The organism is Sphingomonas sp. GC_Shp_5 (assembly GCF_026540855.1).
In the GTDB taxonomy this organism is placed as follows: domain Bacteria; phylum Pseudomonadota; class Alphaproteobacteria; order Sphingomonadales; family Sphingomonadaceae; genus Sphingomonas.
In genome coordinates this window covers 1-25,330 of the sequence record NZ_JALNUP010000032.1, presented here as the reverse complement: position 1 = coordinate 25,330, position 25,330 = coordinate 1, and the positions used below count along the sequence as shown (strand labels likewise).

The 25,330-nt window shown below is 65.8% G+C and carries 27 protein-coding genes; 14 read left to right on the top strand and 13 right to left on the bottom strand.

Translation table 11 applies throughout. From position 1 onward, the window contains the following. A partial coding sequence (locus tag OXR60_RS18155) for a hypothetical protein (RefSeq protein WP_267397395.1) occupies window positions 1-376 on the top strand: 376 nt, incomplete at its 5' end. Window positions 377-800: 424 nt separating this feature from the next. Here OXR60_RS18155 and OXR60_RS18150 read toward each other — a convergent pair. After that, the gene (locus OXR60_RS18150; RefSeq protein WP_267397394.1) at window positions 801-2,327 is read right to left on the bottom strand and encodes a fumarate hydratase; all 1,527 of its coding nucleotides are present in this window, start codon (window positions 2,325-2,327) and stop codon (window positions 801-803) included. A 616-nt stretch (window positions 2,328-2,943) separates the two neighbouring features. On the opposite strand from OXR60_RS18150, the gene OXR60_RS18145 reads away from it, so the two are divergent. The 3 genes from OXR60_RS18145 (at window position 2,944) to OXR60_RS18135 (ending at window position 8,815) form a co-directional block, all read left to right on the top strand. Then, on the top strand, window positions 2,944-5,586 hold the full coding sequence (locus tag OXR60_RS18145; RefSeq protein ID WP_267397393.1) for an EAL domain-containing protein: 2,643 nt from the start codon (window positions 2,944-2,946) through the stop codon (window positions 5,584-5,586). A gap of 211 nt (window positions 5,587-5,797) precedes the next feature. Beyond that, the gene (locus tag OXR60_RS18140) at window positions 5,798-6,493 is read left to right on the top strand and encodes a PAS domain-containing protein (RefSeq protein ID WP_267397392.1); all 696 of its coding nucleotides are present in this window, start codon (window positions 5,798-5,800) and stop codon (window positions 6,491-6,493) included. Between the two features lie 387 nt (window positions 6,494-6,880). Then, the gene (locus tag OXR60_RS18135; protein WP_267397391.1) at window positions 6,881-8,815 is read left to right on the top strand and encodes a ribonucleoside-diphosphate reductase subunit alpha; all 1,935 of its coding nucleotides are present in this window, start codon (window positions 6,881-6,883) and stop codon (window positions 8,813-8,815) included. 260 nt (window positions 8,816-9,075) lie between these two features. Here OXR60_RS18135 and OXR60_RS18130 read toward each other — a convergent pair whose 3' ends face one another. Next, on the bottom strand, window positions 9,076-9,327 hold the full coding sequence (locus OXR60_RS18130) for a DUF2171 domain-containing protein (protein ID WP_267397390.1): 252 nt from the start codon (window positions 9,325-9,327) through the stop codon (window positions 9,076-9,078). A gap of 101 nt (window positions 9,328-9,428) precedes the next feature. Between OXR60_RS18130 and OXR60_RS18125 the strand changes: the two genes are divergently transcribed. From OXR60_RS18125 to OXR60_RS18100, 6 genes are all read left to right on the top strand, one after another. Then, entirely contained in the window at window positions 9,429-9,629 is a 201-nt protein-coding gene (locus OXR60_RS18125; protein WP_267397389.1) for a hypothetical protein, read from the top strand. Continuing rightward, window positions 9,626-9,805, top strand: a complete 180-nt coding sequence (locus OXR60_RS18120) for a hypothetical protein (protein ID WP_267397388.1) — start codon at window positions 9,626-9,628, stop codon at window positions 9,803-9,805. The genes OXR60_RS18125 and OXR60_RS18120 overlap by 4 nt, the downstream gene beginning before the upstream one ends. A 16-nt stretch (window positions 9,806-9,821) precedes the next feature. After that, entirely contained in the window at window positions 9,822-10,877 is a 1,056-nt protein-coding gene (locus OXR60_RS18115; protein WP_267397387.1) for a ribonucleotide-diphosphate reductase subunit beta, read from the top strand. 5 nt (window positions 10,878-10,882) lie between these two features. Further along, entirely contained in the window at window positions 10,883-12,325 is a 1,443-nt protein-coding gene (locus OXR60_RS18110) for a hypothetical protein (RefSeq protein WP_267397386.1), read from the top strand. Between the two features lie 109 nt (window positions 12,326-12,434). After that, window positions 12,435-12,656 carry a hypothetical protein gene (locus OXR60_RS18105; RefSeq protein ID WP_267397385.1) on the top strand — a complete coding sequence of 74 codons (222 nt, stop codon included), beginning with the start codon at window positions 12,435-12,437 and terminating at the stop codon, window positions 12,654-12,656. A 68-nt stretch (window positions 12,657-12,724) separates the two neighbouring features. Next, window positions 12,725-13,285 carry a hypothetical protein gene (locus OXR60_RS18100; protein ID WP_267397384.1) on the top strand — a complete coding sequence of 187 codons (561 nt, stop codon included), beginning with the start codon at window positions 12,725-12,727 and terminating at the stop codon, window positions 13,283-13,285. A 229-nt stretch (window positions 13,286-13,514) separates the two neighbouring features. On the opposite strand, the gene OXR60_RS18095 is transcribed toward OXR60_RS18100, so the two are convergent. The 3 genes from OXR60_RS18095 to OXR60_RS18085 form a co-directional block, all read right to left on the bottom strand. Further along, window positions 13,515-13,865, bottom strand: a complete 351-nt coding sequence (locus tag OXR60_RS18095; protein ID WP_267397383.1) for an HNH endonuclease — start codon at window positions 13,863-13,865, stop codon at window positions 13,515-13,517. 143 nt (window positions 13,866-14,008) lie between these two features. Continuing rightward, a complete protein-coding gene (locus tag OXR60_RS18090) occupies window positions 14,009-14,671 on the bottom strand; it encodes an opacity protein (RefSeq protein ID WP_267397382.1) in 663 nt (220 codons plus the stop codon). A gap of 258 nt (window positions 14,672-14,929) precedes the next feature. Continuing rightward, on the bottom strand, window positions 14,930-15,346 hold the full coding sequence (locus tag OXR60_RS18085) for a hypothetical protein (RefSeq protein WP_267397381.1): 417 nt from the start codon (window positions 15,344-15,346) through the stop codon (window positions 14,930-14,932). A 101-nt stretch (window positions 15,347-15,447) separates the two neighbouring features. Between OXR60_RS18085 and OXR60_RS18080 the strand changes: the two genes are divergently transcribed. After that, window positions 15,448-15,729, top strand: a complete 282-nt coding sequence (locus OXR60_RS18080) for a hypothetical protein (protein WP_267397380.1) — start codon at window positions 15,448-15,450, stop codon at window positions 15,727-15,729. 20 nt (window positions 15,730-15,749) lie between these two features. Here the strand turns inward: OXR60_RS18080 and OXR60_RS18075 are convergent, their stop codons facing one another. Then, window positions 15,750-16,103, bottom strand: a complete 354-nt coding sequence (locus tag OXR60_RS18075) for a DNA primase (RefSeq protein ID WP_267397379.1) — start codon at window positions 16,101-16,103, stop codon at window positions 15,750-15,752. Between the two features lie 73 nt (window positions 16,104-16,176). Continuing rightward, window positions 16,177-17,412: a multidrug effflux MFS transporter gene (locus tag OXR60_RS18070; protein WP_267397378.1), complete on the bottom strand. Its 1,236-nt coding sequence runs from the start codon at window positions 17,410-17,412 to the stop codon at window positions 16,177-16,179. Between the two features lie 105 nt (window positions 17,413-17,517). On the opposite strand from OXR60_RS18070, the gene OXR60_RS18065 reads away from it, so the two are divergent. Continuing rightward, a complete protein-coding gene (locus OXR60_RS18065) occupies window positions 17,518-18,000 on the top strand; it encodes a hypothetical protein (RefSeq protein WP_267397377.1) in 483 nt (160 codons plus the stop codon). On the opposite strand, the gene OXR60_RS18060 is transcribed toward OXR60_RS18065, so the two are convergent. From OXR60_RS18060 to OXR60_RS18035, 6 genes are all read right to left on the bottom strand, one after another. Continuing rightward, complete coding sequence (locus OXR60_RS18060) at window positions 17,997-18,458, bottom strand: peroxiredoxin (protein WP_267397376.1); 462 nt, start codon at window positions 18,456-18,458, stop codon at window positions 17,997-17,999. The genes OXR60_RS18065 and OXR60_RS18060 overlap by 4 nt on opposite strands. Further along, the gene (locus tag OXR60_RS18055; protein ID WP_267397375.1) at window positions 18,458-21,148 is read right to left on the bottom strand and encodes a bifunctional [glutamine synthetase] adenylyltransferase/[glutamine synthetase]-adenylyl-L-tyrosine phosphorylase; all 2,691 of its coding nucleotides are present in this window, start codon (window positions 21,146-21,148) and stop codon (window positions 18,458-18,460) included. Before OXR60_RS18055 ends, OXR60_RS18060 begins: the two co-directional genes overlap by 1 nt. Window positions 21,149-21,190: 42 nt before the next feature. Then, window positions 21,191-21,400 (bottom strand): hypothetical protein, encoded by a 210-nt coding sequence (locus OXR60_RS18050; protein ID WP_267397368.1) that lies wholly within the window; start codon window positions 21,398-21,400, stop codon window positions 21,191-21,193. A gap of 63 nt (window positions 21,401-21,463) precedes the next feature. Further along, a complete protein-coding gene (locus OXR60_RS18045; RefSeq protein WP_267397367.1) occupies window positions 21,464-22,114 on the bottom strand; it encodes a sigma-70 family RNA polymerase sigma factor in 651 nt (216 codons plus the stop codon). Between the two features lie 98 nt (window positions 22,115-22,212). Beyond that, window positions 22,213-22,350, bottom strand: a complete 138-nt coding sequence (locus OXR60_RS18040; RefSeq protein WP_267397366.1) for a hypothetical protein — start codon at window positions 22,348-22,350, stop codon at window positions 22,213-22,215. Window positions 22,351-22,396: 46 nt separating this feature from the next. Next, a complete protein-coding gene (locus OXR60_RS18035; protein WP_267397365.1) occupies window positions 22,397-23,203 on the bottom strand; it encodes a response regulator in 807 nt (268 codons plus the stop codon). Window positions 23,204-23,479: 276 nt separating this feature from the next. On the opposite strand from OXR60_RS18035, the gene OXR60_RS18030 reads away from it, so the two are divergent. Further along, the gene (locus OXR60_RS18030; protein ID WP_267397364.1) at window positions 23,480-23,647 is read left to right on the top strand and encodes a NepR family anti-sigma factor; all 168 of its coding nucleotides are present in this window, start codon (window positions 23,480-23,482) and stop codon (window positions 23,645-23,647) included. A 74-nt stretch (window positions 23,648-23,721) separates the two neighbouring features. Then, a complete protein-coding gene (locus tag OXR60_RS18025) occupies window positions 23,722-25,269 on the top strand; it encodes a sensor histidine kinase (protein WP_267397363.1) in 1,548 nt (515 codons plus the stop codon). Window positions 25,270-25,330 lie beyond the last annotated feature (61 nt).

Here is a 25,330-nt window from a genome sequence, read left to right as displayed (position 1 = left end):
CGACTGGCCGCTGACGCCCGGCGTCTGGCGCTACCGCCCCGATGATCGCGGCAGCCTCGCCGCGTTCGGGCTCGCCGGTGCCGAGCCCGTCCTCACCCTGCGCTGCGATCGCGCGGCGCGGCAGGTCGCGCTGTCACGCCCAGGCACCAGGGCGACGCCGCTGACCATCCGCACCACCAGCGTCACCCGCGCGCTGCCGGTGCAGCCCGGCGGCGCCACGCCACCCACCGTCACGGCCGTGCTCGCCGCCAATGATTCGCTGCTCGACGCGATCGGGTTCAGCCGCGGGCGGTTCATCGTCGAACAGGCTGGGCTATCGGCACTGGTCATCCCCGCCTGGGCGGAGATCGAGCGCGTCACCGAGGACTGCCGCTGACGCTACCAGGGGTGCGGCGCGGCCGGCGCGAGCGGAGGAAGCTCGGCCAAAATCATCCGCATTTCAAGTCTTGTATGTTGGTCGTCCCTAACTCACATTACCTCTTGTGATCGGGCTCGATCACGATTGGCTATCAACAAGCGAAAGGAGGTGATCCGATGTCTCATGGTTCAGCAGTGAGTTCGGTTCGGTTCGTTCGGGGGACGCGCCGCTAAGGTCGCCGGGTTGGCGCGGAGGGTATTTTCCCTCAATCAACGCGTGAACTCACAGGACAAGCGGTTCGCATGGTCCTCCGGGCTGGAGCTCTCCGGCCGCTGACCATGTTAGGGGGTTGTCGAGCTGCTCAAGGGCGCTCGGCAACCTCTTTTCATATCTGGCGCAGGCGCCGCCGCTCGATAGCTCCAGCGACGGCAACCGGCCGGGGTCACGCCCCGACCAGCAACCCCTCCCGCGCGATCTTCTCGCGCCACACCAGCGGCGCGAGCTGGTGGACGTTCTGGCCCGCGGCATCCACCGCCACCGTCACCGGGAAGTCGCTGACCTCGAATTCGTAGATCGCCTCCATGCCGAGATCGGCAAAGCCGACGACGCGACTGCCCTTGATCGCGCGCGCGACCAGATAGGCCGCGCCGCCCACCGCCATCAGATAGGCGGACTTCGCCTCGGCGATCGCCTCGGTCGCCGCCGGCCCGCGCTCGGCCTTGCCGACCATCGCCAGCAGCCCCTGGTCGAGCATCATCCGCGTGAACTTGTCCATTCGCGTCGCCGTGGTCGGCCCCGCCGGCCCCACCACTTCCTCGCCGACCGGATCGACCGGCCCGACGTAATAGATCACCCGACCCTTGAACTCGACCGGCAGTTCCTCGCCGCGCGCGAGCATGTCGGCGATGCGCTTGTGCGCGGCATCGCGCCCGGTGAGCATCTTGCCGTTGAGCAGCAGCCGGTCGCCATGCCTCCAGCCCTGCACCACCTCCGGCGTCAGCGTGTCGAGATCGACCCGGATCGCCGCCTTGTCCGGCGTCCAGTTGACGTCGGGCCATTCCTCGAGCCGCGGCGCCTCGAGGTAGGCCGGCCCTGAACCGTCGAGCGTGAAATGCGCATGCCGGGTCGCGGCGCAATTGGGGATCATCGCCACCGGCTTGGAGGCGGCATGGGTCGGCCAGTCGACGATCTTGACGTCGAGGATGGTCGAGAGCCCGCCCAGCCCCTGCGCGCCGATGCCGAGCGCGTTGACCTTGTCGAAGATCTCGATCCGCAGCGCCTCCAAGTCGTTCTTCGGACCGCGCTGCTTCAGCTGCGCCATGTCGATCGGCCCCATCAGCGATTCCTTGGCGAGCAGCATCGCCTTTTCCGCGGTGCCGCCGATGCCGATGCCGAGCATGCCCGGCGGGCACCAGCCAGCCCCCATCTGCGGGATCATCTCGAGCACCCAGTCGACGATCGAGTCGCTCGGATTCATCATCTTGAACTTGGACTTGTTCTCCGAGCCGCCGCCCTTGGCCGCTACGTCGATCGACACCGTGTTGCCCGGCACCATCTCGACGTGGAGCACGCTCGGCGTGTTGTCACGAGTGTTGCGGCGGGTGAAAGCCGGATCGGCGAGGATCGAGGCGCGCAGCTTGTTCTCGGGATGCAGGTAGGCGCGGCGCACGCCCTCGTCGACGACCTCCTGAAGGCTGCGGCTGCCATCGGCGAACCGGCAATCCTGGCCCCATTTGACGAACACGGTGACGATGCCGGTGTCCTGGCAGATCGGCCGATGGCCCTCGGCGCACATCCGGCTGTTGGTGAGGATCTGCGCGATCGCGTCCTTCGCCGCCGGGCTCTGCTCGGCCTGATAAGCCGCGCCGAGCGCGCGGATGTAATCCATCGGGTGATAGTAGCTGATGAACTGCAGCGCGTCGGCGACGCTCTCGATCAGATCGGCTTCGCGGATGATGACGGTGGACAAGCGACGAACTCCTTTGCGGAGCGCCTCTACCGCAGCCAACGGCGCGCCGCCAACCCTGGCACCAGCGCGGCATGCTTAACGCCGGCGCCGCGGACTACGGTGCCGCTGGCCCGCCCGTGGTAAGGGCTGGTTAGCCATCTCCAGCCGCTCGGCGGGCCGGATATCTCCGGCAGCATCAGGGCGGTGGTCAATTCGACTTCGACCGAGGGCTTTCGCGCTACCGCCGCTCCAGCGGGTCTAAGTTGCCGTTGCGATCCGGCGCACACCGTTCCACTCACGCACCGCCAACGTATACCAAACGGTTGTTTGCGCGGGATGCATTTTTACCAAGAGGCAGAGCCTCGGCAATTCGGCTATCAATTTTCGGTAATCCACCATCAACGGTCGATCGACAGCAGAAGTACGCCGTTGTTCGCGATTAACGCCGCTACCGGCCGTGAGCAGGCGCCAATAGCCGAGCTTGATCTATGATGGGCGGTTCAACTCTATCGTGCGACGTCGCCGCGTGGTCGGAACACGCCCCTGTCGGCGAATAACGCGGCAACGCAGATTTCATGGTCTATTAACCACGAGATTGAACCATTTTAGCAATCATACCGTCGCTACCGTCCGCGCCATGCCTGCCGCTCCCGATCACCTTGATATCGACCCTGCCGCAGGGATGGGCATGGCGCGGCTGCTCGGCCTCCGCCACGAGATCGCGGAGGAAGTCGCCCATGCGCATGCGCTGCGGCTCGACACCGCCGGGGGCATATGGCCGTTCGCGATGGCGGCGCAAGCAATCGCCTGCGTGGTGCTGGTCGGCTCAGCGATTGCCGGCGGCATGGGCGGCTTTGCCGGCGCGATGGCGATCCATATCGGCTTTCTCGTCGCTTTGTCCGGCACAGCCTATGGCTTCCTCGTCCTCCCCGCAGCGCGCCACTGGCCGGCGCATGACCGCACCCGCGGGCTGGCGCTCTGCGCCACCGGCATTGCCGCGGCACTGCTGTCGTTGCTGTGGGCGTCGACCCGCTTCGCCATGGGCCCCACCCAGCTCGGCTGCTTCGTAGCCGTCGCCGGCGCGATCGGCATCACCTCGCTGACCATCCACCAGGTCCGAGCCGCGACGCTTGGCTTCGCGCTCGGGCTGGTGATCATGCTCGCCATCCTGTCCAACGGTTGGCTGCCGACCAGCATCGCCCTATTCTTCTTCCTTGGGCTCGCCGTCGCGACCCTGCGCCTCGCCCGCCACGACATCGGCGCGGTGATGATCCGCAACCGCGAGACGAGCGACGGCAAGCTCGCCGCCAAGATGATCGCCGAATTCGAAGGCCAGGGCACCGGCTGGTTCTGGGAAGCCGATCGCCAGGGTCGCCTCACCTATCTCTCCGCCAAGGTCGCCGCCGAGCTCGCCCAGACCGGCCCGCATCCGCTCGGCCGGACGATCACCGACATCTTCCGCATGGACAGCGCCGCGCCCGGCACCGAGCGCACGCTCGCCTTCCACATGTCGTCGCGCACCTCGTTCCACGATTATTCGGTATGCGCCGCCTGCGACGTCGATACCGAACGCTGGTGGTCGATCTCCGGCCGCCCGGTGGTCGACGATCTCGGCCGCTTCCAGGGCTTCATCGGTTCGGGCACCGATCTCACCGAAAAGCGCAAGTCCGAAGCCGAGATCACCCGCCTGGCGTTGTTCGACAGCCTCACCGGCCTCGCCAACCGCCAGCGGATGCGGATCAGCCTCGACAAGACGCTGCTCCATCAGGTCGGCCCCTATCGCCCCGCCAGCCTGTTCCTGCTCGATCTCGATCGCTTCAAGGCGGTCAACGACACGCTCGGCCACCAGGCGGGTGACGCCCTGCTCAAACAGGTCGCGCAGCGGCTCCAGCGCGGAGTCGGCGAGACGGGGTTGGTCGGCCGGATCGGCGGCGACGAATTCCAGGTGCTGCTGCCGGGGATCGACGCCCGCGATACGCTGTCCACCCTCGCCCGCGACCTCATCGCCGCGCTGTCGCAGCCCTATTTCGTCAGCGGCGCTTCGGTATCGATCGGCTGCTCGATCGGCATCGCCATCGCGCCCCGCCACGGCGAAGATGCCGAGACGCTGATCCGCAACGCCGATCTCGCGCTCTATGCCGCCAAGGCCGAGGGACGCGGCGTTCATTGCTTCTTCTCGGACGAGATGCTCGCCGGCGCCAAGAGCCGCAAGCAGCTCGAGGACGACATCCGCACCGCGCTTGCGGATGGCAGCTTTCATCTCGTCTACCAGCCCGTGGTCTCCACCCGCGACACCGAGATCGTCGGCTATGAGGCGCTGCTGCGCTGGGATCATCCCACCCGCGGCCCCGTGTCGCCATCCGATTTCATCCCGGTCGCCGAGGAATGCGGGATGATCGAGGCGCTCGGCGAATGGGCGCTGCGCACCGCCTGCCACGAGGCCGCGAGCTGGCCGCGCGCGGTGCGGGTCGCGGTCAACGTCTCGCCGATCCAGTTCGCCAATCCCGCGCTGCCGGCGCTGGTCACCTCCGCGCTCGCCAGCGCCGGGCTGCCGCCGCGTCGGCTGGAGCTGGAGATCACCGAGGGCGTGTTCCTTGACGAGACCCAATCGTCCGACGCGATGTTCAAGGCGCTGAAGGGCATTGGCGTGCGCCTCGCGCTCGACGATTTCGGCACCGGCTATTCCAGCCTCGGCTATCTACGCACCGCGCCGTTCGACAAGATCAAGATCGATCAATCCTTTGTCCGCGGCGCCGCCCAGCCGGGCAACCGCAATGCGGCGATCATCAAGGCGATCGTCACCCTAGCCGACACGCTCGACATGGAGACCACCGCCGAGGGTGTCGAGATCCAGGACGAGATCGATCTGGTCCGCGCACTGGGGTGCAGCCATATTCAAGGCTTCGTCTATGGCCGCGGTATTCGCGCCGACGCCGTCGCCGCGCAACTCGGCGGGGACGGCACCGTCGCCGCCACCGGCCACAAGATTAGCCGCGCGCCGCGCACCAAGATGCTGCGCTCGGCGCGGATCACGATCGGCGATGCTGAGGGCGATGTGCGCATTCGCGACATCTCGGCGACCGGCGCGATGATCGATGGTATCGCCATCGACGGCAATGCCGCCGGGCTCGACGTCCAGATCGAGCTGCTCGAGAACCAGATGTTCTCGGCGCGGATAGCCTGGGCGGCGGGCGGCCGGGCGGGGCTTGAGTTTGCGGAGGGCTTCAATCTCGAGCGCCTCAATCAGCAACCCGGCCGGATCATGCGCCGGGCCAGCTGAACCCGATTCCGGCGACGCCGGCAGCATGCTCGCGCGATTGTCTCAAAAATGTCGTCTAAGTTCATCTTAATCGGCGATGAATTGCAGATCGGTACTTGATCCACTTTGGATTTTGGTATTCCTTCGTCGCAGCCATGGGAGTGGCCTCGGCAACCGTCCGCCGCCTCGGCGTCGGCAGGTTGGCATTGCAGGTTGGCAAGTGAGGGCTGGAATGGACAAGACGTCGCGGGTCGAGATCGACAGTCGCGGGACGATCGTTCGAGTGGACCCATCCTTTTGCGCGATGATGCGCGATACGCCCGATCGCCTGGTCGGCACCCCTATGCTGATCCTTACTGCGCCCGCCGACCACGCCAAATGCACCTCGCTGTTCGTGCGGCTGGTCGATCAGGGCGTCGCCTTCGCCACGGTCAAGCGGCTGATCCGCCGTGACATGTCGCACATTTGGATCTTCAGCCGCGGCGAAGAGACGGCGGGGGAGAATGGGGAGCGCCGCTTCACGCTGTCGATCCGCGAAAGCGCGGCGCCGGTGCCGCGGCGCGATCCGGGCAAGCTGCTCGACGCCACCCGCTTCATGATCGCGGCCCGCCGCCAGCGCCGGGCGATCTTTGCAAGCCCGCTGTTCACCGATCATGCCTGGGACATGATCAGCCTCGCTTATGTTGCCGAGGCCGAGGGCACGGTGCTGACCATGGCCGATCTCACCGCCGAGACCGGCCTCACCACCGCCAGCCTGGCGCGCTGGATCCGCGCCTTGCGCGCCGATGAGCTGCTCGAAGTCGAAGGTGACGACGGCGACCTTCAGGATGCGGCGATCCGGCTATCTGCGCTGGGCCATCGCAAGTTCGAGGAGCATATCGGCAAGCTGGTGAATTGGGAGCCGGACGAGGACGTGCTGGTCAGCTGATCGGCGCCACTACAGCTGGTGGCCGCGCCGCCGGTCGTCGCGACCGCCACAAAATATTTTCGTTCCCGGCCCGTTCTCTTGCGGATCGCGTAAGCCGCAGAAGTCCACGCGTCGCCCGGCGGGCTGCGCGGTCCGGGTCGGCGTCACCACTGCCCGGCACCTGCCCATGCGCATTAACTTCTTGCGGCGCGCGCGGCTTTGCCACAATTTGTAGCGGTAGAACTCGGGAGTGAGCCCTACCACTGGTAAGAACAAGCTGCACCCCTGGGGCGCGGCACCGAATCTTTCGCGCATGGCGCTGAAAATGTTCGCATTTTGTTCTTCACCAATGGTAGCATCGGGCCCGCCGCCGATTCGAACGGACCGGGAACGAAGTGGAGCGTTTCGATGGATTTCAGGGATATGCAGGACAGCGCCATGAACACTGATACGATCGACGCCCCCGCGGCGCCTGCCCCCACTGCCCCGGCCGCCGCCGCCGCGCCCGAGCATGACAGCAAGGCGATCCGCCCGCAGCCCTATCCGGTCGAGGTTGATCACAGCCGCGATGCGTTGCTCACAGATTTCGGCAAGGATACGCTCAACGACCGCTATCTGCTGCCCGGCGAGAACTATCAGGACCTCTTTGTCCGCGTCGCCTCCGCCTACGCCGACGACGCCGCCCACGCGCAGCGACTTTATGACTATATTTCAAAGCTTTGGTTCATGCCGGCAACCCCGGTGCTGTCCAACGGCGGCACCGGCCGCGGCTTGCCGATCTCCTGCTACCTCAATTCGGTGCCCGACAGCCTCAACGGCATCGTCGACACCTGGAACGAGAATGTCTGGCTCGCCTCGCGCGGCGGCGGCATCGGCACCTATTGGGGCAACGTCCGCGGCATCGGCGAACCGGTCGGGCTCAACGGCAAAACCAGCGGCATCATCCCCTTCGTCCGCGTCATGGACAGCCTGACGCTCGCGATCAGCCAGGGGTCGCTGCGCCGCGGGTCGGCCGCCTGCTACCTCGACATCTCGCATCCCGAGATCGAGGAATTCCTCGAGATCCGCAAACCCAGCGGCGACTTCAACCGCAAGGCGCTCAACCTCCATCACGGTGTGCTGCTCACCGACGCGTTCATGGAAGCGGTCCGCGATGGCGCCGAGTGGAACCTGCTCAGCCCCAAGGATGGCGCGGTCCGCGCCACGCTCGACGCGCGCTCGCTGTTCCAGAAGCTGGTCGAGACCCGCCTGCAGACCGGCGAGCCCTACATCGTCTTCGCCGATCACGTGAACAAGGCGATGCCGGCGCACCATCGCGAGCTCGGCCTCAAGGTGTCGACCTCCAACCTCTGCTCCGAGATCACCCTGCCGACGGGGCGCGACCATCTCGGCAACGATCGCACCGCGGTCTGCTGCCTGTCGTCGCTCAACCTCGAGACCTGGGATCAGTGGAAGGACGACAAGCTGTTCATCGAGGACGTGATGCGCTTCCTCGACAACGTCCTCCAGGATTACATCGACCGCCACGAGCCGGGCATGGAGCGCGCCGCTTATTCGGCGGGCCGCGAGCGTTCGGTCGGCCTGGGCGTGATGGGCTTCCACTCCTTCCTCCAGGCGCGCGGGCTGCCGTTCGAGGGTGCGATGGCCAAGTCGTGGAACCTCAGGATGTTCAAGCACATCAGCGCGCAGGCCAACCAGGCGTCGATGACGCTCGCCGCCGAGCGCGGGCCGTGCCCCGATGCCGCCGACGTCGGCGCGATGGAGCGGTTCAGCTGCAAGATGGCAATCGCGCCGACCGCGTCGATCTCGATCATCTGCGGCGGCACCTCGGCGTGCATCGAGCCGATCCCCGCCAACATCTACACCCACAAGACGCTGTCGGGCAGCTTCTCGGTCAAGAACCCGTATCTCGAGAAGCTGCTCAACGAGAAGAGCAAGAACTCGGATGCGGTGTGGAACTCGATCCTCGAGCAGGGCGGCTCGGTCCAGCACCTCGACTTCCTCTCGGCCGAGGAAAAGGACTGCTACAAGACCAGTTTCGAGATCGACCAGCGCTGGCTGCTCGAGCTCGCCGGCGATCGCACCCCGTTCATCGACCAGGCGCAGTCGCTCAACCTGTTCATCCCCGCCGACGTCGAGAAGTGGGACCTGCTGATGCTCCACTTCCGCGCCTGGGAGCTCGGCATCAAGTCGCTTTATTACCTGCGGTCGAAGTCGGTCCAGCGCGCCGGTTTCGCCGGCTCGGAGGGCCAGGGCGGCGTTGAGGCCGATAACACCCTCGCCGCGCCGAGCTTCGCGATGGGCGGGAGCACCGATTACGACGAGTGCCTGGCCTGCCAGTGAGATGAGGCCCCGGGCCCTCTCCCTTCCGGGAGAGGGCGGGAGCCGCGCCGCGGCGGAAGGATGAGGAGAGGTTGGGAAGAATGACCGAGCGACAACTGCCCGCCGGCTCCGTCATTCGCGCGCGCGCTGGTGGCAACGCCGCCATCACCGTGACCGTCGCCAACGCAAAAGGGCTGCCGATGACCGGCAGCCCCCTCACTCTACCCCGGCCGGCGGCCGCAGGTCGCTCCCTCCCCCACCAGGGGAGAGGGAGGAGCGGATCACTCCGCTTCTTCGAACATGTCCACGGCGTTCTGCGCGGTGGCCGAGAGGCGCACGGTGTCGCCCTCGACTTCCGCGACCAGCCCGGCCGGGAGGTAGTGGTGCTTGCCGCCCTGGCCGTCCTGGGTCGACGGGCTGTCGTTCTTGGTGAGCTTGATGCGCTCGCCGTCGAGATGGTCGACCGTGCCGACATGGACGCCGTCGGCGCCGATGACCTTCATATGCTCCTTGATGGCGCTGTGATCGTGCATGCTATGTCTCCTGTGATGGGGTCGGGGGTGAAACGAGCCCGCGCCCGAATGGATGCATCGCCCCGTCGCGCTCCGTCAACATCGCGGGCCAAGGCAGTCGCATGACGCTCCAGGTCGCGATCATGGCCGCGGTCGCCGCGGCCTTCACCCTCGCCGGCGCCTGGCTGCTGCTCGAGCTGCGCCATCCCCAGGCACCGGCGCGCGTCTATGTCTACCGCATGGTCGGGATCATGGCGGTCGCCGCCGGCGTGGTGCTCGGCTTTTCCGCCGCCGCCCTGCAGCAATGGAGCGCGCCATCATGACGCGCGGGCCCAGCAACTATTGGCTTATCTTTGGCCTGTCGCTGTTCGCCACGCTGTTTCCCGACATCGTCGCTCACGGCTTTCTCGATGATCGGCGCATCGTTCGCTGGATCGCGATCCCTCTGCTTTTCGCCTCGACGATCGTGCTCGTCGATTTCTATTTCCGTCATTTCTGATCAAGGACGAAGACCCATGTCCCTCCTCGAAGCCCGCAAGCAGTATAAGCCGTTCGAATATCCCTGGGCGTTCGAATTCTGGAAGCGCCAGCAGCAGCTCCACTGGCTGCCCGAGGAAGTGCCGCTCGGCGAGGATTGCCGCGACTGGGCGCAGAAGCTGTCGGATCACGAGCGCAACCTGCTCACCCAGATCTTCCGCTTCTTCACCCAGGCCGATGTCGAGGTGCAGGATTGCTACCACGAGAAGTACGGCCGCGTGTTCAAGCCGACCGAGGTCAAGATGATGCTGACCGCGTTCAGCAACATGGAGACGGTGCACATCGCCGCCTACAGCCACCTGCTCGACACCATCGGCATGCCCGAGAGCGAATATGGCGCCTTTCTCGAATATGCCGAGATGAAGGAAAAGCATGATTACATGCAGAACTTCGGCGTCGACAACGATCAGGACATCGCCCGCACGCTCGCCATGTTCGGCGGCTTCACCGAGGGCGTCCAGCTCTTCGCCAGCTTCGCGATGCTGATGAACTTCCCGCGCTTCAACAAGATGAAGGGCATGGGCCAGATCGTCACCTGGTCGATCCGCGACGAGAGCCTGCATTGCGAGGGCATCATCAAGATGTTCCACACCTTCTGCCACGAGCGCCAGTGCCTCACCAAGGCGGTGAAGGACGACATCGCCGACGTCTGCCAGACGACGATCCGGCTCGAGGACAATTTCATCGACCTCGCGTTCGAGATGGGCCCGGTCAACGGCATGACCCCCAAGGAGATCAAGAAGTACATCCGCTACATCGCCGACTGGCGGATGGGGCAATTGGGCCTCAAGCCGATCTACATGATCGACGAGCACCCGCTGCCCTGGCTCGCGCCGATGCTCAACGGCGTCGAGCACGCCAACTTCTTCGAACAGCGCGCCACCGAATATTCCAAGGCCGCGACCAAGGGCCAGTGGAACGACGTGTGGTCGTCGTTCGACCAGCGCCAGAAGGCCAAGGTGGTGAAGCCGGCGAACGAAGAACTGCGCGAAAGCGGGGACATGTTCTCGGCGGCTGGGGTGGCGGCGGAGTAGGACGCATGGGATATCACGCTCAGATAGGCACTTTCGGCGACGTGGCGGCAGAGGAAGATGATGCCATTTTGTCATATTTTCTCAAAACTGACGCAGTTGCCCAAGTCGAGTCTGGCGAGACGATTGTTGTTTTAGGCCGCAAGGGCTCAGGCAAGACTGCTCTTGCAAAGTATTTTAGCTCATCAACCGCCGATTATCTGTCAGCGTCTCTTAGCCTAAGGGATTACCCTTGGACGCTTCATGAACGTCGGCGAAATACCGGCGCATCAGAAATAGAGGCTTACGTCAGCTCTTGGCGCTACCTAATTGCCGTAAAGACCCTGTCCGTTCTCATTGCCGAAAAAGGCACTAATCTTCAGACCGACTCGCAACGGTCCGCCTATCAGTTCCTTTACGACAATTATGGCGGCCCCAATCCCACACTTTCTGATATACTTCGCCCAAAGAGGCTCAAGCTATCGAAGACATCGTTTCTTCCATCCGTTATGGGAAACTCACTCGGCGGGCTAGAGTTTGAGAGCCAAGATGGCGGCGTCTCACCTGAGATCGATGCTCTAACAGACTCACTTATCGAATGCGCCCACGTTATTTGTGGCCAGACCAATACCAAGAAGATCATTCTGGGTTTTGACGAACTTGACCAGGGCTTGGCCAGTATCGACAACCAGCATGAAAGGATGGTGGTAGGGTTGATTCTGGCAGCACGCTCATTCCGGAAGCACTCTGGGCCAGCGAAAGTGAGCCCAGTTGTATATCTTAGAACAGACATCTGGGACGAACTTCGTTTTTCAGACAAGAATAAGATATCGCAGTCATCGGCTGTTCTACTTGAGTGGGACGCCAATTCTCTTCTTAACCTTATCAATGAACGCGTGAAGGCCAAGCTAGGGCAAGATTATACGTGGACCGATATTGAAGACGAAGCTTCCATGCGCGGGTCTCAGCCAAAATGGAACCACGTGGTCGCCCGCACCTTTTTAAGGCCAAGAGATGTAATACAGTTCCTCAACTGCCCTTTACATATCAGCCTAACGAGAAACTCAGATGCCGATTACTTTGATAACGATGATATTCAACAAGCAAGAGCACCATATTCACGCTATTTAAAGCAAGAGCTTGATGACGAGCTGGGCCCGCACTGGGAAAAGTGGAACGAGGCTCTTCAAGCTTGTTCCGAGCTCGCAACCATCACGTTCTCACGAGAAGACTTTGTCGAAGCATATACCCGGCGCAAGTCTTCTAATAACCAAGTCAACGCGGACGAGGCGCTAGAACTTCTTTATCAGTTTTCTGTAGTCGGCTACCGACGCGGCATTGGAAAAGGCGGAAGTGGATGGGTCTTTCAGTACAGTGACCCCCACGCGGGGTGGGACAACGGAGCGTCACTACTCAAGGTTCACTTAGGGCTGAAGGAATTCGCCAAGTTGCGAGAAGAGCGGAATAATTAACTGCCCTAGGAAAGCTGGATAACATTGTTTTTGGCGATGCACGCCAGCAGCCCCCTCTTAACCCTCTCCCGCAACACCCCGGCAACCGCCGCCATGCCATGCTCAGCCCATGCTCCCCTCCCCCCGCATCTTCCGCAGCCGCTGGACGGCGCTGATCTGGGCCGGGGGAATCGTCTGGGCTGCGGTGGATATCGCCGGCTCCGCCCCCGGCAAGCCTGCCGGCAACGAAACCGCCGCGGTGCAGAACGGGCAAACCGGCCTCACCGATCCGCTCGGCGACCCGGTCGACGCTGCCGACCTCAAGACCATTGCCAATCTGGTCGATCAATAAAGCGCTGTCCTACACGAACCGATATGGTTACGTGGTGCGGCTCCATCTCACGTCAGAGGAGCCTTGCCATGCCATACGCCAAGCCTGCCGATCCGCTCGCCGACTATCGTCCCGTCGGCCTGGCGCCGCGCCGCGATGGCTGGACCGCCGAGCGCCAGCGCCTTTTCCTCCAGACGCTCGCCGAAACCGGCTGCATCTCCACCGCCTGCGACGCGGTCGACATGACGCCGCGCTCGGCCTATCGGCTGCGTGCCCATCCCAACGGCGCGCTGTTCGCGCGCGCCTGGGATGCGGCATTGCTGATCGCCACGGGGCGGCTGATGACGCTCGCCTTCGAGCGCGCGATCAACGGCATTCCCAAGTCGATCTGGCGCGACGACAAACTGGTGTCCGAGACCCGCCAGCCCTCCGAGCGGCTGATGATGTTCCTGCTTACCCACCTCATGCCCGATCGCTTTGGTGGCCAGCCCATGATGAACCGCCGCGGCGATCATCGCGTCGCCAGCGCCACCGCGCAACTGCCGGGCGCGCTCGAGAAGCTCGCCGACGTCGCGCCGGATCTCTGCCCCAGCGAGGATCTGTGCGCCTCCGATTATGCGCCGCAGCCGCCCGACAACGAGCTGGCCTGAGCAGCCGCTGGGTAGGTGAGACTTTCGTGTGACCTTCGGCGGATTTCCGCGGGTTTCGGCGTCACGCAACGAGCGAGTGATCCTCACCAAACCGTTCGCCCTGAGCCTGTCGAAGGGCCTGAGTCTCACCGCGCTTCGACAAGCTCGGCACGAACGGATCGGTACGGCTGACCGACTGGAGCTCTGGTCCACACACTGGCCCCAACACGGGGTCGAGCTGTGCCCCGCCCTAGCGCTCCCGCCCCGCGCGGCTGGTCGGCGCATGGAAATCGGCCGGCTTGTCGGCGATCCAGGCGAGGAATCGCGCCATCGCCGGCTGCGCGCGCAGCACCGCCGGGTCGGCGAGCGTCCGCGCTAGGTCGACGTTGGCGAACAGCGCGTGGATGGTGCGGTGGCAGATCGGATGGACCGGCGCGGTGATCCGGCCGCCCTGCGACTTGGGGACGAGATGATGCCACTCAACCCGCGCGCCGAGCGGCCGCTCGCACAAGGCGCACACCGCATCATTTGCCGCCGCGCGCCGTGCGGCGAGCGCCTCGGCCTCGGCCAATCCCGCCTTGCGTTTCACCCGTCCTGCCATCGCCACCGATGTAGGAAAGCTGTCGCGGTTTGCGACCGCCCTGCGCACCCGCCAACCGGCCGCCTCGGCATTCCGGTCACGAAAAGGGGCGGGAAACGGCCCGCAGCCGCCTCCCGCCCCTCAACGTTCTCAGCCGGTTGGGCTTAGAAGTGGGTCACCAGGCCCGCCATCGGGCGGAAGCTGTGCGCGCTGCCGAAGGTCGAAACCTCGGTGCGGATACGGAAGCCCGAACGACCGGTGATGCCGCCGAGACCGATGTCCTTGGGGCCGAACTCGGCGCCGATGCCATAGGTCACGTCGTTATAGTCGGGGCTGTCCTTGCCGAAGCGGTCGAAGTTGACCCACTGGTAGCCGACCTTGCCGTAGAACAGGCCGCTGTCGCCAGCGCGGAAGCCGAAGCGGCCCGCGGCGCCATATTCCCAATCGATGTCGCCCGACACGCTCTTGGCCACATTGCCTTCGGCGCCGACGAACACCGGCCCGAGCGGGACGTTGAAGCCGACGATGCCCTGCACCAGCGCGCCATCGAGCTTGTAGCCGCGACGGATCGTGCCATTGGCGTTCACCGCCTGCGGGATGCCGGCGGGGTTGCGCTCGTTGTCGAACTGCTCCCAGCCGCCCATCACGGCGACATAAGGATCGATGCCGAATGCACGGCTGCCGTCCGGCGCCTTGGGGGCATCGTCCATGCGCTGCGAGCTGTCGCTCTGCGCGGTGGTGGTGTCGGTCGAGGACATGTCCTGCGCATAAGCGGGGACGGCGAAGGCCACGGCTGCAACGGCAGCCGCGAGGGTGAGCTTACGCATGATGTATTGAACCTTGTATTGCCTAAACGCGGGCGGCGTCGGCGTTACTCGCTGCCAGCCCAGGTCCGCTCTAACTGCGGGTGCGGGCCTTTGTTGCATTGCGAAGACAATGGCAAGGGAACAATCACGCGGGTGTGGCCAAAAAGCAACGGTCGCTGTCCGCCCCATGAACGAACCGTGGCGACACCATGGCGATGGTGCGGCAGAGGCTGCCATGCTCATGGCGTCAGGCCCTATTGTCAGCCTTTCTCAACGGGTTCAATGTTGATCCGCAGCCGTGTTCGAAGCTGCGACGGCATCCAGCGTCTCCGTCTGCAAGCCCGCAGGCTTGCCGCCCGCAGCCAGATCGGCCAATTGGATCGCCCAACGATGATCAGCCGGATCGGGGGTATCGATGCCGTCTGCGACGCGGTGCAGCACGATCGGGCCGGCGAGCGCGAGCCGTCGGCCGGTCTTCAGCCGCGCGGCCACGCGTACCGGCACGGTGATGTAGCGTTGCCCTGCCCCGGCATCCGCATCGAACGGTATACCGACGCTGAGCTGGTAGCGCGCATAACCGGCGACGCTCGCGGCGAAGGCTGTGGGGCTCATCCCGGAGGCGCGGCCGTGGCCCTGCCACATCGCCCAGGCGGCGCGATAATCGCCGGCGGCGATTGCCGCGCCATAACGCCGCACCAGCGCTGCGGCATCGGCCGGGCCGGGCTCGGCGGGCTGAGTGGTCGCCGGTGCGGCTTCGGCCGCGCTCGCCGTGTCCGATGGCGCGACAGCGGAGGCTGGTGCCGCTGCCGCGCGATCGCGCCGCGCCGCCGCCGCGCCGCGCCGCGGCGATCGGCATCGCTGGCGGCGGCATAGCGCGCGACCGTCGCCTCGGCCTGGTTGGCGGCCCCGGCCAGATCGGGCGCGTTATCGGGGCCGCCGCCGCCCGAGCAGGCGGTCAGGCCGAGCAGGGAAAGGAAAACGCCACGCATCCCGCTGCTTCTCGAAAAGTAGACCATGCCGTGCACCCCGGCACCACGCCGATCGCCCGCCGTCGGCAGGCGTGCCGGCACCGGCGTTAGCCTGCGGCGGACCCGGGAGATCAGGGCTTCAACGCGACATCGTTGGCGTCGTCGAGGTCCTCATCGTCATCGTCGTCCTCGGCATCGTCATCGTCGAAGCCGTCCTGGGCATCGTCCTCGTCGATGTCGTCCTCGTCCATGGTCACGGTCGGGTCGCTTTCGCCCACCTCTTCGGAATCCATGTCAAGATCGTCGATATTCTCGTCTTCGCCGTCGTCATCGCCGAGGTCGGGATCGAGATCGGTCAGCACCAGCCCATCGGTCGGGCCGTTGCGGGTCGCCTCGAGGATCTCGGCGCGCTGGCTCTCGTCATAGCCTTCCTCGTCATACCCGTCGTCGCCGGGGCCGTGGCCCGTCACCTGATGTCCGCCCATGATCGCCTCCTGATTGGCCGCTGTGTTGATCCAGTGCGAACGGCGGGCGCGGGCGCAGGTTCCGCCGCGGCGGTTACTGGGGTCGGTAGAGCCGCCCCCGCTCGGTCACCGCGACCAGCCCGAGCGCGCACAGCCCGGCGATCAGGAAGCCCGCGGCGAGCGGCGCGGTGCTGCCGTCATAGGCCTGGCCGATCACCACGCCGATGATCGCGCCGAAGGTGACGCTGGTGAAGCCCTGGACGCTCGAGGCGGTGCCGGCGATCGCACCCATATTCTCCATCGCCATCGACGAGAAGTTGGAGGTAGCTAGCCCGAAGCAGCCCATCGTCACCGCCTGCAGCGCCACGAAGGTCCACAGCGACTCATAGCCGCCCAGCGCCACCGCGAGGTGGAGGCCGCTCATCACCATCAGCACGGTCAGCGCGCTGTGGCTGATCAGCCGGGTGCCGAGCCGCATCACCAGCCGGGCGTTGGCGAGGTTCGCCGCCGCCATCAGCGAGGCGGTCACCGCAAACATCACCGCCAGCAGCCGCGGCCGACCGAAGGTGTCGAACATGATCTGCTGGATCGAGTTGAGATAGCCGTACAGCGCGCCCATCAACATGGTCGAGGCGAGCATATAACCCACCGACCAGCGATCGGTCAGCGTCGTCCGCCACCCGCCGACGATGCGCGCCGGCGACAGCGGCAGCACCCGCTCGGCGGTCAGCGTCTCGGGCATCCGCAGGAAGAACCAGGTCCACACCACGATGGTGATCCCGGCGATGGTCCAGAAGATCCCCCGCCAGTTGGCGAACAGCAGCACCGTCTGCCCGAAGGCGGGGGCGAGCACGGGGACGATCATGAACACCATGAACGCGATCGACATCACCCGCGCCATCGCCCGGCCGTGGTAGCAATCCCGCACCAGCGCCACCGTCGCCACCCGCGTCGCCGCGACTAATGCGCCGCCGATCACCCGCGCGGTGAGCAGCAGCACGAAGCTCCCCGACAGCGCCGCGGCGACATTGGCGATGGCATAGCCACCAAGCGACCACAGCAGCACCGTGCGCCGGCCGTAGCGATCCGCCAGCGGGCCGTGGACGAGTTGCGCGACGCCGAAGCCGAGCACGAAGGCGGTGACGATGAACTGCCGTTCGTTCTCCAGATCGATGCCCAGCGCATGGCCCATCGCCGGCAGTGCCGGCAGCATCGAATCGATGCCGAGCGCGCCGAGCGACATCAGCGAGGCGACCAGCGCGACGAACTCGGCAAAGCCGATCGGCGCGCCGGGTGGCTCGGGGGAGGTGGTGGCAGGATCAACGGTCATGCCGGCTACCCTAGCCTGTCGCACCGAGCTCCGGCACCCCGCTTGATCATCGGCATGGCCATGCTACACTGTGTTGCACCTGCAATACACAAGTGAGACCCTGCGATGCGCCACTTGCTCCTCCTCGCCGCCGCCGCGCTGCCGCTCGCCGCCTGCCATCAGCCGGAGCAGGGCACATCGGTGACGATCAATACCAGCGACGGCAACACCCTCGCCGCGGTCGACGGCACCTCGGGCGACGTCAAGTTCGATATCCCGGGCTTCGCCGGTCAGATCAAGCTGCCCCGGATCCAGCTCGATGCCAGCGACTTCGACCTCAACGGCGTCCGCCTCTATCCCGGCTCGACGATCGACGGGGTCAACGTCGCCAGTGGCAAGAGCGATGGCGTCACCATCGCCTTTACCAGCCCGGCCACGCCAGACCAGGTCCGCGGCTGGTTCCAGGAACGGCTCGGTAAGGTCGGCTTTTCGCTCACCCGGCAAGGCGACGGCCTGGTCGGCACCACCGACGAGCACAAGCCGTTCCGCCTTACCCTGGCGGATCAGGGCAGCGGGCACGCCAAGGGCAAGATCGTGCTCGGCAGCTAAGCCGGCCGATCCCGGGCGGCGTCCAACACCGCCTGGGCATGCCCGGCCACGCGCACCTTGCGCCAGGCGCGCACCAGCGTCCCGCTCGCGCCGAACAGAAAGGTCGCCCTCTCCAGCCCCATGTAGGTGCGGCCGTACAGCTGCTTCTCGCCCCACACGCCAAACGCCTCGGCTGCCGCCCCGCTCTCGTCGCTCGCGAGCGTCACGCCGAGGTCATGCTTGGCGACAAACTTGGCGTGGCTCGCGGGCGAATCCTTGGACAATCCCAGCACCGTCGCTCCAGCTGCAGCGAAATCGGCAGCGAGCGCGGTGAAATCCTGCGCTTCACGGGTGCAGCCGCTCGTGTCGTCCTTGGGATAGAAATAGATCACCGCCGGGGTCGGCAGATTGCGCAGGCGTAGCGGACTGCCGTCCTGCGCGGTCACCACCACATCCGGCATTGCGGCACCCTGATCCATCAATTCGCTCCAACCATCTGCTGCCAGGCGCGGCTAACCTCGTCGCGGGTCTGCGACAAGGCAGCCATCACCGCCGGCCAGTCCTCCAGCTTCAACGCGCGAGCGATCAACGCCTGGGTGGCGGGCGGCGGCACGGCGGTGTCGGGCGCGACCAGCCGCACCACCACCAGCAGCCGCGTCAGCAGGTCATGAGCCGCACCGAGCGTCGCCGGCATCAGCCCCGCCGCGGCGAGCTGCTCGATCGCTCGGCCAAGGTTCGGGTCGAAGCCGGTCCGGTTAACGAGTTGCGCGACGTGAACGGCGAATTCGAGATCCACCAATCCGCCCGGCAGCAGCTTGGCGTCGAGCGGCCCGGTGGGTGGCTTGTGCGCGGCCATCTCGGCACGCATCGCGATTGCATCGGCGGCGATGTCGCGTGGCGGGCGATCGCCCGCGAGAACCGCGCTGATGAACGCGGTCACCGCCTCTCGCGCCGCGACCGATCCGAACACCACCCGCGCACGGGTCAGCGCCATATGCTCCCAGGTCCAGGCGCCCTCGCGCTGATAGCGGGCGAAGGAATCCGTCGAGACGACGAGCGGCCCCTGGCTGCCCGACGGGCGCAGCCGCGTGTCCACCGCGTAGAGTGGCCCCGCCGCCGTCGCCACCGACAATGCAGCGGTGATCCGCTGGGCCAGCCGGGTATAGTAAAGCGTCGCGCCGAGTGGCTTGGCGCCATCGGACTCCGCGGTGAAATCGCCGGTGAACAGATAGACCAGATCGAGGTCGGAGGCGTGGGTGAGCACCCCGCCGCCCATCCGGCCATAAGCGAGGATCACCAGCTCGCTGTCCGGCATCCGGCCGTGCTGGCGTGCGAACTCGTCGGCCGTGGCCGCCGCGAGCACGTCGATCGCCGCCTCGGCGACCCGCGCGTGGCCTGCCGCTACCGCCAGCGGATCGGCGGCGCCCGCGACGATCTGCGCGCCGAGTGCGAAGCGCTTGTCGCCGACCACGCGGCGAACATGATCGAGCCGCGCCTGATAGTCGACCGCTTCGCCGCCGCCGCGCATCTCGTCGGCGAGGGCCGCGATCTCCCCCATTGGCTCCAGCGCGCTCGCGTCGATCAGGCCATCGAGTAGCGCGGGCTGACGGCCCAGCGCATCGGCGAGCGGCGCGGCGTGGCTCAAGATCTGCGCGAGCCAGCTTGCCAGTCCCGGCCGCGCCTCGAGCAACCGGAAGATGTTGATCGCGCTGGACAGCCGGCTGAGCACCGCATCGAGCCGGAGCAGCGCTGCGCCGGGATCGGGCGCCGCGGCGAGCGCGGGCATCAAGACCGGCAGCACGGCTTCCAGCGCCTCGCGGGCTGGCGCACTGCGCAATGCCGGATAGGTGCCGCTACGCCAGGTCGCGATCCGCTGCGCGGCCGCCGCACCATCGGTGAACCCCGCCTGTTGCAGCCGTTCGGCAAGAAGGTCGGTGGCGATCGGCATCGCCCCGTTCTCGTCACGTCCCTCCCCCTCATCCAACCCGTCATACAGTCGCGCTACCGACGCAACCGGCGGCGCGAGCAGCGCGATCAACGCGGTACCGTCGGCAACACCGTGCAGGCGGGCGACCTGATCGAGCGCGTCGCCCGACGGAAGGCTGTGGGTCTGGCGATCGTCGATCATCTGCACGCGATGCTCGATCGTCCTTAGCAGCGCATAAGCCTGGCTCAGGGTCGCGGCATCGCCGGGATCGATCCATCCGGCATCCGCCAGCGCCGCCAGCGCGTCCCGGGTGGCCGGCGCGCGCAGGGCAGGTTCGCGACCACCGTGGATCAACTGATGAATTTGCGCGAAGAACTCGATCTCGCGGATGCCCCCGCGACCGCGCTTGAGATCGAACCCGGCGCCGAGCCTCTGCCCCTTGGCATAATGATCGCGAATCCGGCGGGTGAGCTCGCGGATCTCGGCCATGGTGCCGAAGTCGAGCGCCCGCCGCCACACGAACGGCTGGATGGCACCAAGGAAGTAGCCGCCGAGCTTGAGATCCCCGGCGGCAGCGCGCGCGCGGATGAACGCCGCACGTTCCCAGGTCAGCGCCTGCGACTCATAATAACTGATCGCGGCCTCCACCGGGAGCACGATCGGCGTCACCTCGGGCGATGGCCGCAAGCGCAGGTCCACCCGCAGCACATAACCGTCGGCATCACGCGCCTGGAGCAGCTCGACCACCCGGCGACCGATCCGCACCGCGGCCTCCTCGGGCTCCTCTCGCGATCGTCGCGGCAAGGTCGCCGGATCGAACACCAGGATCGGATCGATGTCGGACGAATAATTGAGCTCTCGGCTGCCCTGCTTGCCGAGCGCGATCGCCGCCAAGCCCACTGGCTCGGCATCGGGCGACCGCTCGAGGATGGCGGTGCGGATCGCCTCGTCGAGCGCACGATCGGCGAAGTCGCTGAGCGCCGCGGTGACCGCGGTAAGATCGAGCAGCCCGGCAAGATCGCCGATCGCCACGGTCAAGGCCAGCGCTCGCCGTTGCAGGCGCAGCCGCCGCGCCGCCGTCATCCCCGCGTCCGCGCTGTTCGCGGCAAGATCGAGCGAGCCAGCGCTCAGTTGCGCGGCGATGGCGGGCTCACGATCAAGCAGCATCGACAGGAAAGGTGCATAGGCCCGCGCCCGCTCGAGCGCCTGGCCAATCCGCGCCGCTTCACCGGTGATGATCATGCCGCCGCCTCCTGATCAGGCAGCCTAGCTGACCGCGAACCGTCACGCGACGAAACGTTTCGTCGCATTGATCGTTCTGACTGCATGACCAACAACGCGTACATCGAGGGACAGCCCCGCCGCGGCGACTTCGTCGTCCGCCAGCCCCGCCGCACCGATGTGATGGGTCACACCCTGCGCGGGATATTCGGTGACCTGCCGATGCCGGCAGATATGCTGGTGTTGTTGAAGCGTCTGGAACGGGTCAGCCACTAACCGAACGGTAAAGATGATCGGAGGAGCCGGCGAAATACCGGCTCGACCAATCATCTGTGTTCAGTGACCGCGGCTCAATTCGTCGACTTCGCCCATGATCGTGTCGAGCGCGGTCTTGCTCGCATCCACCTCATGATCGCGACGTGACGGCAACGAACCATCGCTGAGGATCGTCTCCAGCGCTACCCGGCCGCGTGCGACCCGGCTCTTGATCGTGCCGACGGCCACCTGACAAATGTCGGCCGCTTCTTCATAGGCGAAGCCGCCAGCGCCGACCAGGATCAGCGCCTCGCGCTGCGGCTGCGGCAGATGCATCAGCGCCCGCTGCATGTCGCCGAGCTCGACGTGACGATCCTGGCTCGCGGGGGCGGCGAGAATGCGATCGGCGACTAGGTCGTCCCACTCGCCCTTGAACCGCGCGCGGCGCATCTGCGAAAGATACAGGTTGCGCAGGATGATGAAGGTCCACGCCCGCATGTTGGTACCGGCCTGGAAGCGCTGGCGCGCCGCCCATGCCTTGAGCAATGTCTCCTGCACGAGATCGTCGGCGAGATCGCGACTGCCCGACAGCGAGCGACCGAAGGCGCGAAGGTGGGGAATGACTTGCGCCAGCTGCTTTTTGAACTCGGGATCGGACAGCGCGACATGCTCTACGGGCGCAGCGGGCGTCTCGTCTTCGTCGTCGTAATCAAGCGGAGCGGGCTGAGTCATGCAAATCCGTTCGAGACCGGGGACATTAGCGTACCGCCTGCAAGCAGACATAGGACGACCCAGGTATAATTTCCAGTGAAGCGGGCAGAAACCCTGCGTTACCTGATGATCAGGAACGCGAAGATGACGATAACCAGCACGAGCGACACGCCGAGGATGTAGCGGGTCATCCCCGGCGTTGCGCCGGCACGGGCTTCGGTGGTGCTCAGGTGCACCGTGTCATCGGGGTCAGCCATGGCCCCTTAAACGACCGAAACCCGTTTTGGGTCCGTAACCGTTCCCCTACATCGTCGCAGGGATGGTGCTTTCATCAAAGAACAAGGCCTGGCTGATCGCCGCCTTCACCGTCGAGCGCTGGAACGGCTTGGTGATGAGGAAGGTCGGCTCGGGCCGCTCGCCGGTGAGCAGCCGCTCGGGGAAGGCGGTGATGAAGATCACCGGTACCTCGAACTCGGCAAGGATGTCCTTGACCGCGTCGATGCCCGAGCTGTCATCGGCTAGCTGGATGTCGGCAAGCACCAGGCCGGGCCGATCTTCCATCGCGAGTGCGACTGCTTCGTCGCGGGTCACGGCGACGCCGGTCACTTCATGGCCGAGGTCGCGGACGATCGTCTCGATATCCATCGCGATGATCGGCTCGTCCTCGATGATCAGCACGCGCGCGCGGGTCTGCTTCTCGATCTCGGCCAGCGCCTCGGACACCAGGGTCTCGACCTCGCTGGTGTCGACCTGGATCAGATAGGCCGCATCCTCGGGCGTGAACCCTTCCATCGCGGTCAGCAGCAGCGTCTGACGCGACAGCGGCGTCATCCGCGCGAGCCGGGCGCGAGCCACCGCCTCGCTGCTGTCGGCATCGCTCGCCGAAGTCTGCTCTTCGCCATCCGAATTCGCCGACGACCAGATGCCCTGGAACATACGGTACAGCCCCAGCCGCGGATCGACATCGCGCGGGAACTGGTCGGGTGCCGCCACGATCGCCTCCAGCGTGGCCCGCACATATTTGTCGCCCTGAATCTGGCTGCCGGTAAGGGCACGGCCATAGCGCCGCAGGAAAGGAAGATGCGGTGCGAGTTGCTGTCCAAGCGACATGGGTCGTGTAAACTCCTGATGACCGGCTTCTCACCGGGCGAGCGCCCCATCTGCGCAGGGGCCCGCTTCATTGCAATGCGATTTGTCGAATAACCCACCCGCCCCCACGGACATGCGGAATTTTCGCGCGGAGGTGGAACCATCGACAGCCAATTTGGTTTCACCGGCACTTCTATGCCAATGCACCGCTCATTATCGGCGGCGCGAAGCGTGCATGGTCGGTTATGTGTTGTTGCGTTTGATTTGCCTGGATCGCCGGGCCACCAGGGGGACGAGTTGGATTTGGCCAGCGATAAGGACAAGATGACGCCTGCTAAGAAGTCGCCCGCCAAGGTCCAGAGCAAGGACCGCGACATGGGCTCTGCGTTGCGGTCGGCATATCAGAAGACCGTCGATGAGACGGTGCCTGATGAAATGCTCGACCTCTTGAGCAAGCTCTCCTAGCAGGAGGCATGGCCTCCACCCCCGACGCTGTTCCGCCGCCCGCCCGCCGCTCTGGGCCGGCCTCCGTTGCGGCCATGTCGCCGGTGTCCGCACTGTCGCGGCTGCCGACCGGCGCCAAGCTATTCATCACGATCAGCATTGCCCTGCTCCTGCTGGCCCTGATCGCGATCGGGGCCACGTTGCAGACCGGCCGGGTCGCCGATGCCGACGCCCGCGCGCGGCTGCGTATCGCCGCCAACGAGAGCGCGCGCACCATCTCCATCGAGCTGATCGGCGACATGACCGCGCTGCGCGTCGCGGTGAACGCGCTCCAGGCCGATTCAGCGGATGCGCCGAGCTGCGCCCGCGCGCAGGGCGTGTTCGCGCAGCAGGCCAGCACCGGCGCGCGCTTCTCGATCACCGATCGTGCCGGCCGACTGCTGTGCGGCGACGCCTTGGAAGGCCAGGTGCCGGTCGACGGCAAGGGCCCGATCGCTGCCGCTATCGTGCCGGGCCGCGGCCTGATCCTGTCGATCCCGGGCGTGCACCGCGGCCCCACCGCGCGTGCCTTCTTCCCGCAAGCCTTCCTGGCCCAGCTTGCCACCCCCGCCAGCCGGGCGATGCCGCTCGCCAGCGCGCTCGAACAGGGCGACGAGACGCTGCAGCTGGCGACGATCGAGGATCTCGGCCCGCTCGATCGCAGCGAGACGGTGGAGACCGATCTCGGCATGGGCGACCTCAAGCTGCGCACCAGCATCCGCAGCGCGCCGATCACCTCGTCGTTCGTGGTCGCGCTCACCCTGCCGCTGCTGATGTGGGCCGCCGCCGCCGGGCTGTCGTGGCTGGTGGTCGATCGGTTGCTGATCCGGCCGTTGCGCCGGCTCCGCGCGAGCGTCGCGGCGTATACGCCGGGCGAGGTGATCGATCCCGGCACGCTCGGCCCGATGCCCGCGCAAGAGATCCGCGAGCTCGGCGAAACCTTCCGCGCGATCAGCCGCACCGTCGCGCTGCACGAGGCCGGACTCGCCGAGAGCGTGATCCGCCAGACCAAGCTCACCCGCGAGGTCCATCACCGGGTCAAGAACAACCTCCAGGTGATCGCCAGCCTGATCAACTTCCACGCCCGCGGTGCCCCTAGCCCCGACGCCACCGCGGCCTATGCCTCGATCCAGCGCCGCGTTGACGCGCTCGCCGTGGTCCATCGCAACCATTTCGCCGAGATGGAGGATAATCGCGGGCTCAACCTGCGGCCGGTGATCGGCGAACTCTCGTCCAATATCCGCGCAACCGCGCCGGAAGGCGCGAGCAGCATCGGCATCGCGCTCGATGTCGATCCCTATTTGGTCAACCAGGATGTCGCGGTCGCGGTTGCGTTCCTCGTCACCGAGATGATCGAACTGGCGATGAGCTGCGATCCCGCCGCGCAGATCCGTGTTGCGGTCAAGCCTGCCGAGGTCGAAGGGCGCGCCCTGCTGCGGGTGGTGTCGCGCGCGCTGGTGGAGAGCGACGTGCTGCGCACCATGCTGACCACGCGCTACGGCCGGGTGATGGAGGGCCTGTCGCGCCAGCTCCGCTCGCCGCTGCACCACGATCCGCTTACCGGCGCCTATGAGATCGCGATCGCGGTGCTCGGCCGCGACTGAAAAACTTTCCAGGTTAGTCAGAAAGGCTGGAACCAGTCGGCGCCAAGCTCGTTTTTCATTC

Excerpts from the sequence above, each read along its gene's own strand:
- OXR60_RS18145 (WP_267397393.1), top strand. The coding sequence starts at position 2,944 with ATGCCTGCCGCTCCCGATCACCTTGATATCGACCCTGCCGCAGGGATG.
- OXR60_RS18140 (WP_267397392.1), top strand. The coding sequence starts at position 5,798 with ATGGACAAGACGTCGCGGGTCGAGATCGACAGTCGCGGGACGATCGTT.
- OXR60_RS18135 (WP_267397391.1), top strand. The coding sequence starts at position 6,881 with ATGGATTTCAGGGATATGCAGGACAGCGCCATGAACACTGATACGATC.
- OXR60_RS18130 (WP_267397390.1), bottom strand. The coding sequence starts at position 9,327 with ATGCACGATCACAGCGCCATCAAGGAGCATATGAAGGTCATCGGCGCC.
- OXR60_RS18125 (WP_267397389.1), top strand. The coding sequence starts at position 9,429 with ATGACGCTCCAGGTCGCGATCATGGCCGCGGTCGCCGCGGCCTTCACC.
- OXR60_RS18120 (WP_267397388.1), top strand. The coding sequence starts at position 9,626 with ATGACGCGCGGGCCCAGCAACTATTGGCTTATCTTTGGCCTGTCGCTG.
- OXR60_RS18115 (WP_267397387.1), top strand. The coding sequence starts at position 9,822 with ATGTCCCTCCTCGAAGCCCGCAAGCAGTATAAGCCGTTCGAATATCCC.
- OXR60_RS18110 (WP_267397386.1), top strand. The coding sequence starts at position 10,883 with ATGGGATATCACGCTCAGATAGGCACTTTCGGCGACGTGGCGGCAGAG.
- OXR60_RS18105 (WP_267397385.1), top strand. The coding sequence starts at position 12,435 with ATGCTCCCCTCCCCCCGCATCTTCCGCAGCCGCTGGACGGCGCTGATC.
- OXR60_RS18100 (WP_267397384.1), top strand. The coding sequence starts at position 12,725 with ATGCCATACGCCAAGCCTGCCGATCCGCTCGCCGACTATCGTCCCGTC.
- OXR60_RS18095 (WP_267397383.1), bottom strand. The coding sequence starts at position 13,865 with ATGGCAGGACGGGTGAAACGCAAGGCGGGATTGGCCGAGGCCGAGGCG.
- OXR60_RS18090 (WP_267397382.1), bottom strand. The coding sequence starts at position 14,671 with ATGCGTAAGCTCACCCTCGCGGCTGCCGTTGCAGCCGTGGCCTTCGCC.
- OXR60_RS18075 (WP_267397379.1), bottom strand. The coding sequence starts at position 16,103 with ATGGGCGGACATCAGGTGACGGGCCACGGCCCCGGCGACGACGGGTAT.
- OXR60_RS18070 (WP_267397378.1), bottom strand. The coding sequence starts at position 17,412 with ATGACCGTTGATCCTGCCACCACCTCCCCCGAGCCACCCGGCGCGCCG.
- OXR60_RS18065 (WP_267397377.1), top strand. The coding sequence starts at position 17,518 with ATGCGCCACTTGCTCCTCCTCGCCGCCGCCGCGCTGCCGCTCGCCGCC.
- OXR60_RS18060 (WP_267397376.1), bottom strand. The coding sequence starts at position 18,458 with ATGGATCAGGGTGCCGCAATGCCGGATGTGGTGGTGACCGCGCAGGAC.
- OXR60_RS18055 (WP_267397375.1), bottom strand. The coding sequence starts at position 21,148 with ATGATCATCACCGGTGAAGCGGCGCGGATTGGCCAGGCGCTCGAGCGG.
- OXR60_RS18045 (WP_267397367.1), bottom strand. The coding sequence starts at position 22,114 with ATGACTCAGCCCGCTCCGCTTGATTACGACGACGAAGACGAGACGCCC.
- OXR60_RS18040 (WP_267397366.1), bottom strand. The coding sequence starts at position 22,350 with ATGGCTGACCCCGATGACACGGTGCACCTGAGCACCACCGAAGCCCGT.
- OXR60_RS18035 (WP_267397365.1), bottom strand. The coding sequence starts at position 23,203 with ATGTCGCTTGGACAGCAACTCGCACCGCATCTTCCTTTCCTGCGGCGC.
- OXR60_RS18025 (WP_267397363.1), top strand. The coding sequence starts at position 23,722 with ATGTCGCCGGTGTCCGCACTGTCGCGGCTGCCGACCGGCGCCAAGCTA.